The sequence below is a fragment of the Nonomuraea sp. PA05 genome, assembly GCF_008086045.1.
GTDB classification, from domain to species: domain Bacteria; phylum Actinomycetota; class Actinomycetes; order Streptosporangiales; family Streptosporangiaceae; genus Nonomuraea; species Nonomuraea monospora.
Window position 1 is genome coordinate 115,159 of sequence record NZ_VSEY01000013.1, and the last position, 14,544, is coordinate 129,702.

Here is a 14,544-nt window from a genome sequence, read left to right on the forward strand (position 1 = left end):
CTCGCCGACCGGGGATCAGAAGGTGCGTGAGGCGTCGCAGGTGGCCGCTCCCACCACGCACAGGAAGCTGTTCGCGTAGGCCGAGGGCTGGTGGATCGTGCCGGGGTTACGGAACGGCGGCCCGTCCGGCGTGCCGTCGGAGCGCACCACCATCTCCTCCGTCTTCCCGTCCACCGTCACCGTGACGACGATCTCCCAGGAGATGTCCCAGGTGCTGCTGACGGCGAGGATCTCGAAGACGACGGGCTCGTTGAGCGCGAGATGCACGAACTTCTCGTCGAAGTACGCGCGGGCGGGCCGGCCGTCCTCCCCTTCACTTGCCAGGCGTTCCGTCGTCGGGTTCTCCTCGAAGATCAGGTAGCCGGCCTCGATGTCCGCCGAGCCGCCGACGGGGCCCTGCAGGCGGGCGCCCGTGGGCGGCTTGCGCCGTTCGACGACGCGGCCGGTGATGTCGGTCACCCTGACCTCCCCGCGCCGCCGTCCCGTCAGCGCCAGCTTGAACCGGGTCATGGCCGCGTCGCAGGCGCTGGTGAGGCAGTACGCGGAGTGCCGGATGCCGCCGTGCGCGGCGGCGAACGCGACGACGGCCTGCTGGTCGGACGGAAGGTTCTCCAGCTCGCGGACGGCCTCGGGCGGCAGCGGGCGGTCGAACACCCAGCTCTGGTCGATGTCGTCCTCCCAGGACTCCTCGATGCCGACGCGGAGCGGCGGCTCCGAGGCGGACACGCCCTCCTTGACGTCCTCCTGGAACGGCCCGATCACGACCGTGGCGACGAAGACGATCACGGCCAGCGCGATCGGGAGGGAGATGCCGGTGAAGACAGCCATTCTCCGCTGCGACCGGCTCTCCGGCGGCCCCGGCGGCCCCGGTGCTCGCGGGACGGCGGGTGGGAGCGGCGGCGGCCAGCGGGTCGCGGGATCGGGGGGAGGCGCGTCACGCCTGCGGGCCGGCGGCGGAGGGGCCTGCGGAGGGGCCTGCGGAGGGGACGGTAACGCCGCCGGGGGGACCCATCTCGTCGCCGGGTCGGGAGGAGGAGCCTTCTGCAGATCGGACGGCTCGCCGGAAGCGTCCGGCCCCGTGGGGCGTCCTCCCCCTGATGCTGCCATGGAGCCATGATGCGGCAGTGAGCGTGGCACGGTCCAGACCGGCCCGGCCACGATCGGCTGACACTCCCCCTCTGGCCCGCGCGGGCACCCGCGTCTACCGTGGCATCTGAATCCCCCAGCGAATCGGAGGCCTCGCCATGCCTACAGAGATCAGCGGAGGCGACCGGGAGGCGACCCGGTACCTCATCGACGAGGCCCTCGGCTACGTCTACCCGGGCGCGCTGCGCGCCGCCGCCTCGCTCGGCGTGGCGGACCTGCTGGCCGGCGGGCCGCTCACCGTGGCCGACCTGGCCGGGCGGACCGGCGTGCACGAGGACGGCCTGCGCAGGGTGCTGCGGGTGCTGGCCACACGCGGCGTCTTCGAGGAGCTGCCCGACGGCCGCTTCGCCCTCACCCCGACCGGGCAGTCCCTGCGCTCCGACGTGCCGCTGTCGGCGCGGCCGGCCGTCCTCATGCTCACCGACACCACGCTGTGGCGGCCCGCCGGCGAGGTGGAGCTGTCCCTGAGGCAGGGCGGCTCGGTGTTCGAGGACCTGTTCGGCATGTCGTTCTTCGACTACATCGCCCGCAACCAGCAGACCGCCGCCGCCTTCCACACCGGCATGGCCGCCTTCTCCGACCAGGAGAACGAGCTCATCGCCGCCTCCTACGACTTCCCCGGGTCCGGGGCGGTGGTCGACGTCGGCGGCGGGCACGGCGGGTTCCTGCTGGAGATCCTGCGGCGGCGCCCCGGCCTCGACGGCGTGCTGATGGACGAGGAGCACGTGGTCGCCGGGCACCGGCTCGACACCGAGGAGGTCAAGGGCCGGTGGCGGCTGGCCCCCGGCGACTTCTTCACCGAGGTGCCCGCCGGTGCGAACGTGTACGTGGTCAAGCGCATCCTGCACGACTGGGACGACGACGGCTGCGTGACCATCCTGCGCAACTGCCGGCGCGCCATGGTGCCCGGCGGGCGGATCCTGGTCGTCGACGCCGTCATCCCGCCGGGGAACGAGCCGCATCAGGCCAAGGCGGTGGACATGATGCTGATGACCGCGTTCCCCGGGCGGGAGCGGACGGAGCCGGAGTTCGCGCGGCTGCTCGCGGCGGCGGGCCTGCGGATCGCGCGGATCGTGCCCACGGGGACGGTGGTGTCGATCGTCGAGGCGGTCGAGCAGTAGCGCGCCCGGATCACAGGCAGGACAACCGGACCGGGCCCGCCGCCATCGACTGGTCGCCTGTCGTGTTGCCCTTGCCGGTGTCCCTGATCTCCACCATCACCAGGCCGCTGGCCACCGTGACGGTCGACGGCGCCGCCACCCACGTGCCCTGGCGCATGCGCTGGTCGAGCGTGAACTCCGCGACCGTGCGGGCGCCCTTGTCGAAGCCGTCGCTGACCGTGTACCAGACGCGCTGGCCGGCCAGTCCGGACTTGGGCACGTACACGCCCACCACGCACTCGTGCCTGCCGCTCAGGCCCGTGGTGAAGCGCCACTGGAAGGTGTTGGCGGGCTGACCCGCGGTCTCCGGGTCGTAGGTGCGGTCCGAGAAGAGGAAGCCGTCGCCGCAGCCGGCGCCGGTCCAGCCGCCCGCCTTGGCGTCCTTCCAGCCGTTCCTGTTGGGGCCGCCGATGATGTTCACGCTGCGGCGGGTGTCGCGGGGGCAGCTCGGGCCCGCCACCGCCGAGAAGGCCAGGCGGGGGGTGGTGGCCTTGCGGGTCTGGTCACCGGGTTGCCTGGTTGCCTGGTCCTGCTGGGTGGACGGGGTCGCGGTGGTGGTGGTGGTGGGACCGGCGGGGGCGGCGAGTGCTGTGGTGGTGGGCTGCTCGTCCTGGTTGAGGAGGAAGGTCGCGGCGAACAGAGCGGCTTGGGCGAGGACTCCGGCGATCACCCACAGCTTGATGGAGCCGCGCGATCGGCGTGCGGGAGGCGCCGCCGCAGGAGGTGCCGCCGCAGGAGGTGCCGCCGCAGGAGGTGCCGCCGCAGGACGTGCTGTCTCAGGGGCTGCCGTCGCCGGAGTCGCGGCGGCATGCTGGACGCGGGCTGAAGGCGCGGGCGCTCCTGCTGGACGCGGCCCCTCTCCTGGACGGGACGCCTCCGCCGGACGGAGCGCCTCCACGGGGCGGGGCGACGGCGCGGGCCCCTCCGCCGGGCGGGACGACGGCGCTGCGGCTGCGCCCCCAGCCGGGCGGGTCGTCGGCGCCGGGGGCGGCGTCCGGCGGGGCGGTGGGATGGCGACCGGACGGACCTGCCGGAACTGCACCGTGGCCGCCGCCTCCTCACCCCCCGCGGATCGCCGCTCCGGCTCAGGCGGCGGCGACGCGGGCACGGGCCGCTGTCCCTGCCTGTGCCGCCCACCCGCCGATCTCTTGCTCGTCATAGTGGCCCCCTGGATCCCGGATGCCGCCCTCCCTCGGAGCGGCTCTCCGCTCCTGAATACGACCGGACACGATGACCGGCCTGCTCGCCACGATGACCGGCATTGACCACGACCTGCGTGGACAAATCCCCGGTACCTGAGGATGACGCCCCGCTCGTCCTCCAGCCGGATGGCCTGACCGGCCGCCCACGGTCCACCATCGAAACCCTCAGATCCTGAGGAGGATGCATGAAACGCGCCATGACCGCCTTCCTCGCCGCGTTATCGCTGGGCGCCGTGACCCTGGCCGGCACCGCCACCGCCGCTCAGGCCGGCGGCGGGCTCGACAGGGAGAACCTGCGCCGGACCTTGGACGCGGTGCACGAGGCCGGCATGTACGGCACCTACTCGCACGTCGTGGACGCCGGCAGAGCTGGAAGGGCGCCGCCGGCGTCGCCGACGTCGAGACGCGCCGCCCGGTACGCCCCGACCTGGTGCACCGGGTGGGCAGCATCACCAAGACGTTCACCGCCGTGGCCGTCCTGCAGCAGGCCGGCAAGGGCACGATCGACCTGGACGCGCCCGTCGCCCGCTACCTGCCCGGCCTGATCCAGGACGGGCGCGGCGAGCGGATCACCGTCCGCATGCTGCTCAACCACACCAGCCACATCTCCGACTACGACCATCTGATCTTCCAGCGGGTCGAGGACCTGGACGCCAACCAGTTCCGCACCTGGCGGCCGGAGGAGCTGGTGAGCCTGGCGCTGGCGGCCCCCGCGACCGGGCAGCCGGGGGCGCTGCCCGGCGAGTACTCCAACACCAACTACCTCATCGCCGGCCTGCTGCTGGAGAAGGTGACGGGCGTCAAGGCCGAGCGGTACATCACCGACCACGTGATCCGGAAGGCGGGGCTGCGGCACACGTCGTTCCCGCGCACGCCGCACATCCCCGGCCCGCACTCCAAGGCGTACGAGGGGCTGTCGGGGCTGATCGACCCACCCAAGGACTACAGCGTCTACGACATGTCCTGGGCGGGAACGGCGGGCGCGATCACCTCGACGATGGAGGACCTCAGCCGCTTCTACCGGCTGCTGCTGCGCGGCGAGCTGCTCGACGCGCGGCTGCTCGCCGAGATGCAGAAGACGGTCCCCCTGCGGGCGGGCGACGGCGTGGCGGCCTACGGGCTCGGACTCGTGCCCGCCGACCTGCCGTGCGGACGGTTCTGGGGGCACGAGGGAGGCGTCATCGGCATGACCACGGTGTCGGTGACCAGCGCGGACGGGAACCGGCAGGTCTCGATCGGGTTCAACCTGACGGGCTATCAGCGGGTGGACGAGGGCGGCAACCCGGTGCCGCATCCCATCGACGCGGCGGTGGTGGCGCACTTCCAGGCCGCGACGTGCGGCACCGTGGACGCCACCGTGGACGCCACCGCGGACGCCACCGCGGACGCCGCGCCGCCGTTCCCGCGTCTCCTGCTCGACAGGATCCCGATCAAGGGCTGACGCGTCTCGGACGGGTCGCGACGGCCACGACCGGGGCGACGGCCAGCAGGAGGGCCAGGACGGCGAAGCCGTACGGCAGCCCCGCGACCGTGGCGACGCCGGCGACCAGCAAAGGGCCGCCGGCGTCGCCCAGCTCGCGGCCCAGCTCGGCCGAGCCCATGGTCTGGCCGAGCCGTTCGCGGGGGGTGGCGGCGGCGAGCGCGGCGAAGCCGAGCGGCGTGATCAGGCCGGTGCCCGCGCCGATCAGCACAGCGGCGGCGAGCACCCCGATCAGGCCGGGCAGCGTCGCGCACAGCAGGCCGGCGGCGGTGACGGCCAGGCCCGCGATCATGCCGGTGCGGGCGGTCAGCCGCCCCGCGTCCAGGGCGCGGCCCGTCCACGGCTGGACGAAGGCGGCGGTGGCGGCCAGCACCGAGACGGCGGCGCCCGTCGCCACCGTGCCGAGGCCCGTCGCCGCGCCGGAGACGGGCAGGAAGCCCACCCCGACGGACAGGGCGGCCGTGGCGGCGGCCAGCGCGGCGGTCGGCGCGAGGAAGGACCGGTCGGCCAGCCGCCGGGCCAGGTCGAGCAGCGTCTGCCTGGCCTTCGGCAGTGGCGGCGTGGCGGGGACGGCGAGCGCCGCCCAGCAGGCGACCACGGCGGCCAGCACGGCGAGCACCACGAACAGCAGCCGCAGGCCGCCGATCCAGGCCAGGACGCCGCCGAGGAGGGGGCCGAGGGTGTAGCCGATGGACTTGTAGAACCCGTACCCGCCGAAGGCCCGGCCGTGGCCCGTCGCCGGAGTGAGGCGGGCGACCAGGGCGGAGGCCGATGGGGAGAAGGCCGAGGCGGCGGCGCCCTGGCCGAGGCGGGCCGCCCACAGCCAGCCGGGGCTGTCGGCGATCGCGTACAGGGCCGAGGCGAGGGCGAAGGCGATCAGGCCGCCGAGGAGGACGGGCTTGGCGCCGACGCGGTCGGCCAGGGTGCCGAAGATGGGCTTGAGCACGACTTCGGCGCCGTCGTACAGGGCCAGGAGGCCGCCGAGCACCAGGAGCGAGGTGACGGCGTCCTCGGCGAAGCCGCCCAGGTTGGCGGCGATGCCGTGCGCGCCGAACGCGGTGGTGAAACCGGCGGCGTACAGCGGCCACAACGCCTGCTTCGGCGCGTGACCGCCCGCGCCGGCCGCCTCGGGTGGCGTGCCCCTCCCGCCCGGCCCCGCCGCCAGGTCGCTCGCGTCCCTGCCACCGGGCCCCGCCGCCGGGTCACTCGCGTCCTTGCCGCCGGGCCCCGCCGCCGTACCGCTCGCGTCCTTGCCGCCGGGCTCCGCCGTCGTACCGCTCACGCCTGTTCCTCCTGCCGGGCCCGATCAACCTGCCCATTCTGCTCGATCCGCGCATCCACGGCACGAGCCGGCCCCGTGACCAGCGGCAGGTAGACCTCGTCGACGATCTCGACCAGCACCTCGTCGGGCACGGTCGGCGCCCCCCGGGTGACGAACTCGTTGCGCAGCAGCCCGATCGCGACGGTCGCCACCCTGGGCGTGACCTCGATGCCCGCCCGCCGCAGCACGTCCTGCCACATCCCCGCGCCCCCGTCCGTGGCGCGCGAGTGCAGGACGGCGAGCAGCTCGGGGTCGTCGGCCGCGCCGGACAGCAGGCCGCGCAGGATCTCGCCGAGCGGCGACGACCAGTGGCTGTTGGCGGCGCGCAGCAGGGCGAGGACGTCGCCGCGCAGGCTGCCGGTGTCGGGAATGACCGTGCGGGTGACGGCCAGCTCGGCGTAGGCGGCGACGCCGAGCGCGGCACGGTTGGGCCAGCGGCGGTAGAGGGCGTTCTTGTTGGTGCCCGCCCGTTCGGCGACCCGCTCCATGGTCAGCCCGGCATATCCGGATTCGAGCAGCTCGTCCTGCGCGGCCTTGAGGATGGCCCGCTCCAGCTCTTGACCTCGACGCCTCATGCACAGCAGGGTACGGTACGGACCGTACCTTGCGGAAGGGATGACGACATGCGGGGCAAAGGCATCGTGTACGACACCGGCATCGTGATCGGCGACCACGACACCAGGCAGACGTTCGACCTCGGCGCGGTGCGGCACGACCTCCAGGCCATCGCGCGCGACCTGCACTGCACCGCCGTCAGGATCATCGGCTCGAACCCCGGCAGGCTGGAGGCCGCCGCCCGCGAGGCCGTCGCCGCCGGGCTGGAGGTGTGGTTCTCGCCGTTCACCGCCGACCTGACGCCGCCGGAGCTGCTCGACCTGTTCGCCGACTGCGCCGGGCGGATCGACGGCACCGGCATGGTGTTCGTGGCGGGGGCGGAGCACAGCCTGCTCAACCGGGGGTTCCTGCCCGGCGACACGATCGGCGACCGGGTCGGGCTGCTGTCCGAGCCGGAGACGCTGCGCGCGCACCTCGGGCGGGTGCCCGCGCTGGTCAACGCGTTCCTGGAGGACGCCGTGACCGTGGTCAGGGAGCGGTTCGACGGGAGGATCACCTACGCGTCGATCCCCTTCGAGTCGGTGAACTGGGAGCTGTTCGACATCGTCGGGGTGGACCTGTACCGGTCAGCGGAGATCGCCGACCGGTATCGGGACGGCGTGCGCGGCCTGGTCGCGCAGGGCAAGCCCGTGGCGATCACCGAGGTGGGCTGCATGACGTTCCGGGGCGGCGGTGATCTCGGGGCCCGGGGGACGGAGGTGGTGCGGTACGACGGGCACCGGCCCGCCGGGCTGTCCCGGGCGCTGGCGCGGGACGAGGGGGAGCAGGCCGGGTACCTGCGGGAGGTGATGGACGTGTTCGAGCAGGAGGGGGTGGACAGCGTGTTCGTCAACACCTTCGCCCAGTTCGACATGCCGGGCGAGCTCGACGCGGCCAGTTACGGGGTGGTGCGGGTGACCGGGGCGACGTCGTGGGAGCCCAAGGAGGCGTTCCGGCTGCTGGCCGGGCGCTACGCCTGAGCGCCACGCGGCGCGGGCGGCGCGGGCGGCGCGCCACCCGTGCCGGTCACTTCCTCCGTGTCTCGCTCAACGCCACGTGGATGTGGTCGTTGTGATCGGTCCTGAAGTCCTTGGCCCTGATGACCTGGTTGTCGATCCGGCTCCAGGCGCCGATCCCGAGATCGACCTCCTTGCTCTCCTTCTTCGCGTCCGTGAACTCGTACCTGCCGGTCCTGAGCAACGCGCTCGCCCACCCCGTCACGAACCGCGCATCGCCCTTGACCTGGCTCCCGGCTGCGTAGTAGATCCGCACCACGTTCTTGTTGTCGATCAGCTTGCCGAGCCGCGTCCTGGTCGCCTCCGCCCACTCCGTGACCTGGCGGAGCCCGTCCTCGTCGGCGTTCATCGCGGCCTTGGTGGCGGCGACCAGCCTGTTGTAGTTCAGGCCGCCCGACCCGAGCGCGCCGGCGTCCACGCCGGAGAACCGGTAGGGGTGGAAGGCGTCGATGTCGTTGCCGGTCAGGTGCGTCCCGTGGCCGAGGTTGCGCGCGTGCTCGCCGGAGATGTCGTTGATGCGCGGCAGCAGCGCCTTGTTGGCCGCGACGGACAGCCAGCCGTGGGCGAAGGAGGAGCACCAGTCGTCGCCGCCGCGCTTGTCGTCGCGCTGCCCGTACCGGTCGAACCCGGCGGGCATCCGCCACAGCGGGAAGAAGTCCGCGGAGTCCTTGCGGGCGGTGATCACGGTGCCGTCCCGGTCCTTGCCGAACAGGCTCACCCGGTACCCGACGCGGGTCACCTCCGACGGCTTGCCCTTGACCTTGGAGGGGTGCTGCTCGTCGAAGGTGGCGCGGACCTTGAGCTCGTCCCTGCCGATGCTCTTGACCCCCTCGCCGCCGTCGGCGGTCGGCGCCGCGCGCGTGACCGTCTGCAGCACCGGCCTGCCGGCCTGCGGGCTGGTGTTCAGCAGGTCCACCCGGACGCAGGTGAGCTCGACGCCGGTCGGCAGCAGGTACTCGACGGTGAGGTAACGCTGCTGGACGTTCGCCTCGTTCAGGCGCGGGATGCTGACCCTGTCGTCCCTGGCGGCCTTGGCGTACTTGGGGCTGGTGCTGCGCGGGACCCGGTCGGGGGTGATCGCGGTGACCTCGAGGGCCGACTCGCCGGGTTCGGCGTCCGAGACGTCGCAGTCCTTCTCCGTGGTGTCCGGATCCAAGCCCTCGCCGGGATCCGAGCCCTCGTCGGGGTCCAAGCCTTCCTCGGGGTCCAAGAGCTCGTCGGGCGACTCGGGGCTGGCCGCCGTGGCGGCCCACGCGGTCGCGCCGCCGAGCTGGAGCGTGCCCGCCGAGATCACCGCGACGGCGGTCACGGCGACGGCCAGGAGCCTGCGCGGGCCTAAGCGCCGGAGCGTCATGGCGCCCTCCGCTCCGCGGCGCCGGTCAAGCTGATCATGCTGCCTCCTCAGTCGGTGTCTGAGGTCGTTTGTACGGCGCCGCGCGTTGACCAGCCAGGACAGCACATTGACCAGCGATGTCCATGGTGATCGAGCAGGGTGCGGATAGCATGGGCGGTGGCGGCCGTCCGCGCCCAACCTCCGGCGACCTGCCCCAGCCGGGTCACCTCCAGGAGGCAAAGGGAGGCTCACCTCTCGGGCGGAGCGCAGCCGTCCCCCGGGGCGCGCGCCCGCCGCCGCGGCCGCTGGGGGGCGAGCGGAGGGCGCGCGGGAGACGTTCCATGACCAAGCACGCTGACTTCAAGCGGCGGGTACGCGCCCGCATGGCCAAGACCGGCGAGTCGTACGCGATCGCGCGCCGCCGGCTGCTGGGCGAGCAGCCCACGCCCACCGAGGAGCGGATGGCGGCGGCGCTGCACATCAGCAACGGCGACTGCACCGACCTGGCGGGCACCGGCCTGGCCAGGCACATCGTGTACTGGCGCGACGTGCTGCACGAGGGGCCCGTCCCCGCGCTGGCGCACGAGGAGCTGCGCCGGGTCAGGACCGCGTTCCTGATGGGCGCGGACGCCGACGACCACGCGGAGGGCACCCGCATGTTCCAGCGGCGCGACGCCGCCGTGGAGGCGCACCGCGACGGCGAGTACGTGCTGTGGTTCGAGGCCGACCTGTACGACCAGCTCCAGATCGTGCAGATCCTGTCCCGCCTGGCCGAGCTGGAGGTGCCCGCCGGGCGGGTCACGCTGATCTGCATCGGGGAGCATCCCGGCATCGCCCGCTTCGGCGGCCTCGGCGAGCTCCGGCCCGACCAGCTCGCCGAGCTGCCCGCCACCCGGGCCTGCGCCACCCTCACCCCGGACGCCCTCGACCTGGCCACACGGGCGTGGGCCGCCTTCCGCGCCCCCGCGCCTGACGGCCTGCCCGCCATCGCCGCCGTCCGCTCCAGCGAGCTGCGCTTCCTCGGGGAGGCCTTCGACCGGCTCAGCCGCGAGTACCCCTCGACCCGCGACGGGCTCTCCCTCACCGAACGCCGCATCCTCGCCGCCGCGGCGCAGGCGCCCACGGCGAGCTCCACTGCGGGCTCCACGGCGGGCTCCACGGCGAGCTCCACTGCGGGTGACGTGTTCGTGCGCGCCTCGGCCCGTGAGGCCCGCCCCTACCTCGGCGACACCTGGTGCTACGCGGCCATCGACCGCCTCGCCCGCGCCCCGCACCCCCTGCTGTCCGCCCTGCCCGCGGACGGCCCCGCCGGGCCCGCCACCGAGGTCCGCCTGACCGGCATCGGCGCGCGGGTGCTGGCCGGCGAAGCCGACCATGTGACGCTCAACGGGATCGACCGGTGGATCGGCGGCGTCCACCTGACCGGCCACGACGTGCGCTGGAGGTGGGACGAGGGCAGGGAATGCCTGACGGGGTGGGACTAGGGCGGGGGAACCCGGACGGAGAACACGATCCACGCGGTCGTCAGGTGCAGGGGGATGACCAGGAGGGCGAGCAGCCCGAGCGGGTAGACGGAGTCGCCGGTGCGGACGGCCGCGTCCTGGATCGTGCCCGACACCTCGAACGCGCCGAACACCGGGGCCTCCAGCGGCACCTCCACCCGCACCGTGCGCTGCTCACCAGGTCGGATCGTGCCGAGCTCCGGCGGGGTGATCGTCGCGCCTGGCGCGCCCTTGGGCCCTGCCGCCAGGGTGACCGGGGGGTCGGTGGCGGGGGCGGCGCCGTCGTTCCTGATCGTGATCTCCAGCGGGGTGGTGCCGGACAGGCCGAACAGCCACCACCACGACGGGCCGTCGGGCAGGCTCGTGTTCACGATCGTGAGCTCGGGGTCCAGGCGGGCGGGTGCGGCGGGTCGCGCCGCGGCCTGGGGAGCGCCGGTCAAGGTGAGGGGGGTCGTCACGGTGGTGGCGGCTGCCACGCCGGTGGCGGCGATCACGCAGGGGCATGCGGCCGGCGGGGGTGAGAGGGTGAGGGAGGCGGTGGCGGTGCCGGCGGTGAGGACGACGGTGGTGACGCCGGTGGAGACGGCGCAGTCGGCGGAGCCCGCGCGGCGGTCGTTGCCGCACAGCTCGATGAGCACGTTGCCCTGGGGCCAGCCGGACAGGGTGACGGTGATCATCTCACCGGCCGTGGCCTGTGCCCGATCGAGGCTGATCGCGGGCGCGCCGGCGGAGGCGCCGGCGGACGCGGGTGTCATGCCGAGCAGTGGGCTCATCAGCGCCCACACGAGCAGGATCGCCGCCCTCATTGCCGCCGCCCTCATAGCCGCCACCCTCATGGCCGCCACCCTCACTGCCGCCGCCGGCGGCGGACCCGCAGCGCGACGACCGTCGCGGCGACGGCGACCAGGCAGGCGGCGAGCAGCAGCCACGGCACGGCCCACCGGCTCGCGGCACGCGCGATCGGCTCGGAGACGGCCACTCTCGGGCTGAGCTCCACCGTGGCGGTGACCCGCCCCGCCGGGAACACGCCCTCGAACCGTTCCTTGACCGTCAGCGAACTCCCCGGCAACACCTCGGGCAGTTCCTTGCCCCGCTCCCCGAGCGCCCACCCCAGCGGCCCCGCCAGGCTGACCTGGCTGCCCGCGCCGAGCCGCACGTTGCCGGTGTTCCGCAGCGTGTACGTGACCTCGGCCCCGCCCCCGGCGAATGGATTGACCGGATTGTCGTAAGCCACGTCCAGGGAGGTGAACTGGATGGCGGGCCGCAGCGGCCCCGCCACCCGCAGGTAGACCCGCGCCGCCACCCGCCTGTCGACCTTGATGCGCTGCCCGTCGCCCGACAGCGCCTCCCCCGACACCGACCCGATCACCCCGCCCACGTGATCGCCCGGGGTGGCGTCGGCGGGCACGGTGACGGCGAACGGGACGTCTGCCCGCTTGCCCGGCGCGATGGTGTGCGTGGCGGTGGAGACCGCGATCCAGGTGCCGGCGTCGGTCGGGCCTCGGTCGGCGGTGAGCAGCGCGAACGATCCGTCGGACGTGGTGAAGGCGTCGGTGCCGTAGACGTTGACGGTCAGCGGCTCGGTGCCGAGGTTGGTGACGGCCACGTAGTCGGTGAGGGTCTGACCTGGCTGGACGTCGTAGACGAAGTAGTCGCGGCCGGTCGGGCCGCTCGCCGAGGACGGCTGCACCGCCCAGCGGAACTCGTCGGCGCCGCCGGGCATGACCCAGCCGGCCAGCAGGGCGAGTGCGGCGACGAGCTGCTTCATGGTGATCCTTCGTACGAAGAGGGGATGGGTGGTCGCCGGGCCGTTAGCCTTCGGGGTGAGGGTGGTGGACGATTGAGGCGTCCACCACCCCGCTTACGACAGCGTGAGCGTCAACGTGGCGCTGTAGCTGCCCGGCTTGGCCCCGGACGGGATGCCGAGGTTGAGCCCGGCGCCGCAGTCCGTCGCGCCGGCGCCCTTGCCGGCGGCGGCGGTGCACAGCGCGGCGGCCGTGCCGAACCCGGTGCCCGGCTGCACCGTGCCGCCCGGCGTGACGCCGTCACCGGTGGCGGTGGGCGTCCAGCCGAGCTGGGCGGCCGGGATGGTGCCCGCGTCCCCGGTGAAGTCGCCCACCTGACCGACGAGGCTCCACCCGGAGGCGCTGCCGCGCTGGTCGGTGACGGTGGCGGTGTTCATCTGGCCGGTGGCGGTGCCGCCGACCGTCGCGGCCGACAGGGCCACCGCGTTGCCCGCCACCGACAGCGACAGGGCGCCGCCGGTGACGTTCACGGACAGCGTCTGGTCGGCCGAGGCGACGGGGCCGGTGCCCGGGTCCGGATCGGGATCCGGGTCCGGGTCGCCGCCGCCGGTCTTCCAGGTGACGGGGATCTGCACGTCCTGCGAACGGTCGCCGCCCCGCGTGTGGTCGGCCCTGGTGTAGATGACGCACTGCACACCGGCCGCGGTGCAGTCGGTGCCCTGGTCGTCCACGGCCTTGACGTCCAGGTTGAGGTCGAACCCGCCCTTCCCGTTGCCTTCGTCCGTGTACGGCTTGGCGATGCCGACCCCGTACGGCGGCGGGTTGGACGAGATCCAGTACATGCCGTGGCTCTGCCCCGTCATGTCGATGCCGCCCACGCACGGCGTGGCCACCTGCCCCGCGCCGTTCGACACGCACAGCGCCAGGTAGATGCCCTTGGCGATGTCGTATCCGGTCCCGGTGACCCGGATGCTCTCCCCGGCGGGGTCGATCTCGGCCTTGGCGGCCGTCAGCGTCTGGCCCTCGGGCCCGGTGGCGTCGACGTCCGCCAGGGCGGGTCCTGCCAGCGAGCCGAGGGCGAGCGCCATGCCGGTCACCACCACTGCGGCGCGCCGCAGCTTCATGGTGCTCATGTTCCTCACTTCCTGTGATGGGGGTTTCGGGGCGTGACGCCCCGGTCGCGCCGGAAAGGCTCCGGCGACGTCTCTACCGGCGGGCGCCGGCGCGGATCTCACGGCCGATGAACATGAGCATTCCGCCGCCCGCGAGGACGGCCAGCCCGATCACGGTGGCCATCCACACGTCCACGCCGGTCTTGGCCAGTTGGGTGCGTTTGGTGGGTTTGGGGGTGGGTGTCTGCTCGACCTTGGCGTCGATCTGCGTGTCGGTGTCGCCGCTCGGCGTGACCTCCGGCGTGGACGTCGGGCTCGCGCTGGCCGACGGGCTGGCGCTGGCCGACGGGCTGGCGCTGGCCGAAGGGCTCACGGACGGGCTCGCGCTGGGAGTCGTGGAGCCGCCTCCCGTGAACGTGAGCGGGATCCGCACGTCCTGCGTACGGTCGGCGCTGCGCGTGTGGTCGGCCCTGGTGTAGACGACGCAGGTGACCCCGGCCGCCGTGCAGTCGGTGCCGATCTCGTCCCTGGGCTTGACGCTCAGCTTGATGCTGAAGCCGCCCTTGCCGCCGCCCTCGTCGGTGTACGGCATCGCGAGGTCCTTGCCGTAGTCGGGCGGGTTGGAGGAGATCCACTTGGAGCTGCCGCTGCTGCCGCTCATGTCGACCCCGCCGACGCAGGGCGTGGCGAGCTGCCCCGCGCCCTTGTCCACGCAGACGGCCACGTAGATGCCCTTGGCGATGTCGTAGCCCTTGCCCGTGACGGTGATCTCCTGACCGGCCGGCGCGAGCGCCGCCCCGGACACCGTCAGCGTCTGCCCCTGAGAACCCGTCGCCGACTCGTCGGCGGCGCGCGCCGGGCCCGCGAGCAGGCAGATCACGCTCGCCAGGATTCCCGCCGCGATCAGCGGTCGGGCCGTAACCCACACGTGGA

General features: G+C 73.5%; 13 protein-coding genes. 4 read left to right on the forward strand and 9 right to left on the reverse strand.

Translation table 11 applies throughout. The annotated features are described in order from the left end of the window. Positions 1 to 15 precede the first annotated feature (15 nt). Positions 16 to 828, reverse strand: coding sequence for a hypothetical protein (locus tag FXF51_RS21535; protein ID WP_187414491.1), 813 nt, complete (start codon positions 826 to 828; stop codon positions 16 to 18). A gap of 416 nt (positions 829 to 1,244) precedes the next feature. Between FXF51_RS21535 and FXF51_RS21540 the strand changes: the two genes are divergently transcribed. Continuing rightward, positions 1,245 to 2,267: a methyltransferase gene (locus FXF51_RS21540; protein ID WP_148436328.1), complete on the forward strand. Its 1,023-nt coding sequence runs from the start codon at positions 1,245 to 1,247 to the stop codon at positions 2,265 to 2,267. 10 nt (positions 2,268 to 2,277) lie between these two features. On the opposite strand, the gene FXF51_RS21545 is transcribed toward FXF51_RS21540, so the two are convergent. Further along, complete coding sequence (locus FXF51_RS21545; RefSeq protein WP_148436329.1) at positions 2,278 to 2,976, reverse strand: hypothetical protein; 699 nt, start codon at positions 2,974 to 2,976, stop codon at positions 2,278 to 2,280. Positions 2,977 to 3,689: 713 nt separating this feature from the next. Between FXF51_RS21545 and FXF51_RS21550 the strand changes: the two genes are divergently transcribed. Next, positions 3,690 to 4,949 (forward strand): serine hydrolase domain-containing protein, encoded by a 1,260-nt coding sequence (locus tag FXF51_RS21550; protein ID WP_262379715.1) that lies wholly within the window; start codon positions 3,690 to 3,692, stop codon positions 4,947 to 4,949. On the opposite strand, the gene FXF51_RS21555 is transcribed toward FXF51_RS21550, so the two are convergent. Further along, positions 4,939 to 6,270 carry an MFS transporter gene (locus tag FXF51_RS21555; protein ID WP_222871398.1) on the reverse strand — a complete coding sequence of 444 codons (1,332 nt, stop codon included), beginning with the start codon at positions 6,268 to 6,270 and terminating at the stop codon, positions 4,939 to 4,941. The two genes, FXF51_RS21550 and FXF51_RS21555, sit on opposite strands and share 11 nt — an antisense overlap. Continuing rightward, positions 6,267 to 6,884, reverse strand: coding sequence for a TetR/AcrR family transcriptional regulator (locus FXF51_RS21560; protein ID WP_187414492.1), 618 nt, complete (start codon positions 6,882 to 6,884; stop codon positions 6,267 to 6,269). Before FXF51_RS21560 ends, FXF51_RS21555 begins: the two co-directional genes overlap by 4 nt. Positions 6,885 to 6,932: 48 nt before the next feature. Between FXF51_RS21560 and FXF51_RS21565 the strand changes: the two genes are divergently transcribed. Then, positions 6,933 to 7,883, forward strand: coding sequence for a hypothetical protein (locus FXF51_RS21565; protein ID WP_148436330.1), 951 nt, complete (start codon positions 6,933 to 6,935; stop codon positions 7,881 to 7,883). Between the two features lie 46 nt (positions 7,884 to 7,929). On the opposite strand, the gene FXF51_RS21570 is transcribed toward FXF51_RS21565, so the two are convergent. Then, a complete protein-coding gene (locus tag FXF51_RS21570; protein ID WP_148436331.1) occupies positions 7,930 to 9,273 on the reverse strand; it encodes a hypothetical protein in 1,344 nt (447 codons plus the stop codon). A gap of 320 nt (positions 9,274 to 9,593) precedes the next feature. On the opposite strand from FXF51_RS21570, the gene FXF51_RS21575 reads away from it, so the two are divergent. Beyond that, positions 9,594 to 10,736, forward strand: a complete 1,143-nt coding sequence (locus FXF51_RS21575; RefSeq protein ID WP_262379716.1) for a hypothetical protein — start codon at positions 9,594 to 9,596, stop codon at positions 10,734 to 10,736. On the opposite strand, the gene FXF51_RS21580 is transcribed toward FXF51_RS21575, so the two are convergent. From FXF51_RS21580 to FXF51_RS21595, 4 genes are all read right to left on the reverse strand, one after another. Beyond that, the gene (locus FXF51_RS21580; RefSeq protein WP_148436332.1) at positions 10,733 to 11,575 is read right to left on the reverse strand and encodes a hypothetical protein; all 843 of its coding nucleotides are present in this window, start codon (positions 11,573 to 11,575) and stop codon (positions 10,733 to 10,735) included. The genes FXF51_RS21575 and FXF51_RS21580 overlap by 4 nt on opposite strands. 26 nt (positions 11,576 to 11,601) lie before the next feature. Then, entirely contained in the window at positions 11,602 to 12,522 is a 921-nt protein-coding gene (locus FXF51_RS21585) for a WxL protein peptidoglycan domain-containing protein (protein WP_148436333.1), read from the reverse strand. Positions 12,523 to 12,615: 93 nt separating this feature from the next. Continuing rightward, a complete protein-coding gene (locus FXF51_RS21590) occupies positions 12,616 to 13,632 on the reverse strand; it encodes a hypothetical protein (protein WP_148436334.1) in 1,017 nt (338 codons plus the stop codon). Positions 13,633 to 13,705: 73 nt separating this feature from the next. Further along, positions 13,706 to 14,539 (reverse strand): hypothetical protein, encoded by an 834-nt coding sequence (locus FXF51_RS21595; RefSeq protein WP_148436335.1) that lies wholly within the window; start codon positions 14,537 to 14,539, stop codon positions 13,706 to 13,708. Positions 14,540 to 14,544: the final 5 nt, after the last annotated feature.

Coding starts and splice junctions, on each gene's coding strand:
- FXF51_RS21535 (WP_187414491.1), bottom strand. CDS start 828: ATGGCTGTCTTCACCGGCATCTCCCTCCCGATCGCGCTGGCCGTGATC.
- FXF51_RS21540 (WP_148436328.1), top strand. CDS start 1,245: ATGCCTACAGAGATCAGCGGAGGCGACCGGGAGGCGACCCGGTACCTC.
- FXF51_RS21550 (WP_262379715.1), top strand. CDS start 3,690: ATGCATGAAACGCGCCATGACCGCCTTCCTCGCCGCGTTATCGCTGGG.
- FXF51_RS21560 (WP_187414492.1), bottom strand. CDS start 6,884: ATGAGGCGTCGAGGTCAAGAGCTGGAGCGGGCCATCCTCAAGGCCGCG.
- FXF51_RS21565 (WP_148436330.1), top strand. CDS start 6,933: ATGCGGGGCAAAGGCATCGTGTACGACACCGGCATCGTGATCGGCGAC.
- FXF51_RS21570 (WP_148436331.1), bottom strand. CDS start 9,273: ATGACGCTCCGGCGCTTAGGCCCGCGCAGGCTCCTGGCCGTCGCCGTG.
- FXF51_RS21575 (WP_262379716.1), top strand. CDS start 9,594: ATGACCAAGCACGCTGACTTCAAGCGGCGGGTACGCGCCCGCATGGCC.
- FXF51_RS21580 (WP_148436332.1), bottom strand. CDS start 11,575: ATGAGGGCGGCGGCAATGAGGGCGGCGATCCTGCTCGTGTGGGCGCTG.
- FXF51_RS21585 (WP_148436333.1), bottom strand. CDS start 12,522: ATGAAGCAGCTCGTCGCCGCACTCGCCCTGCTGGCCGGCTGGGTCATG.
- FXF51_RS21590 (WP_148436334.1), bottom strand. CDS start 13,632: ATGAGCACCATGAAGCTGCGGCGCGCCGCAGTGGTGGTGACCGGCATG.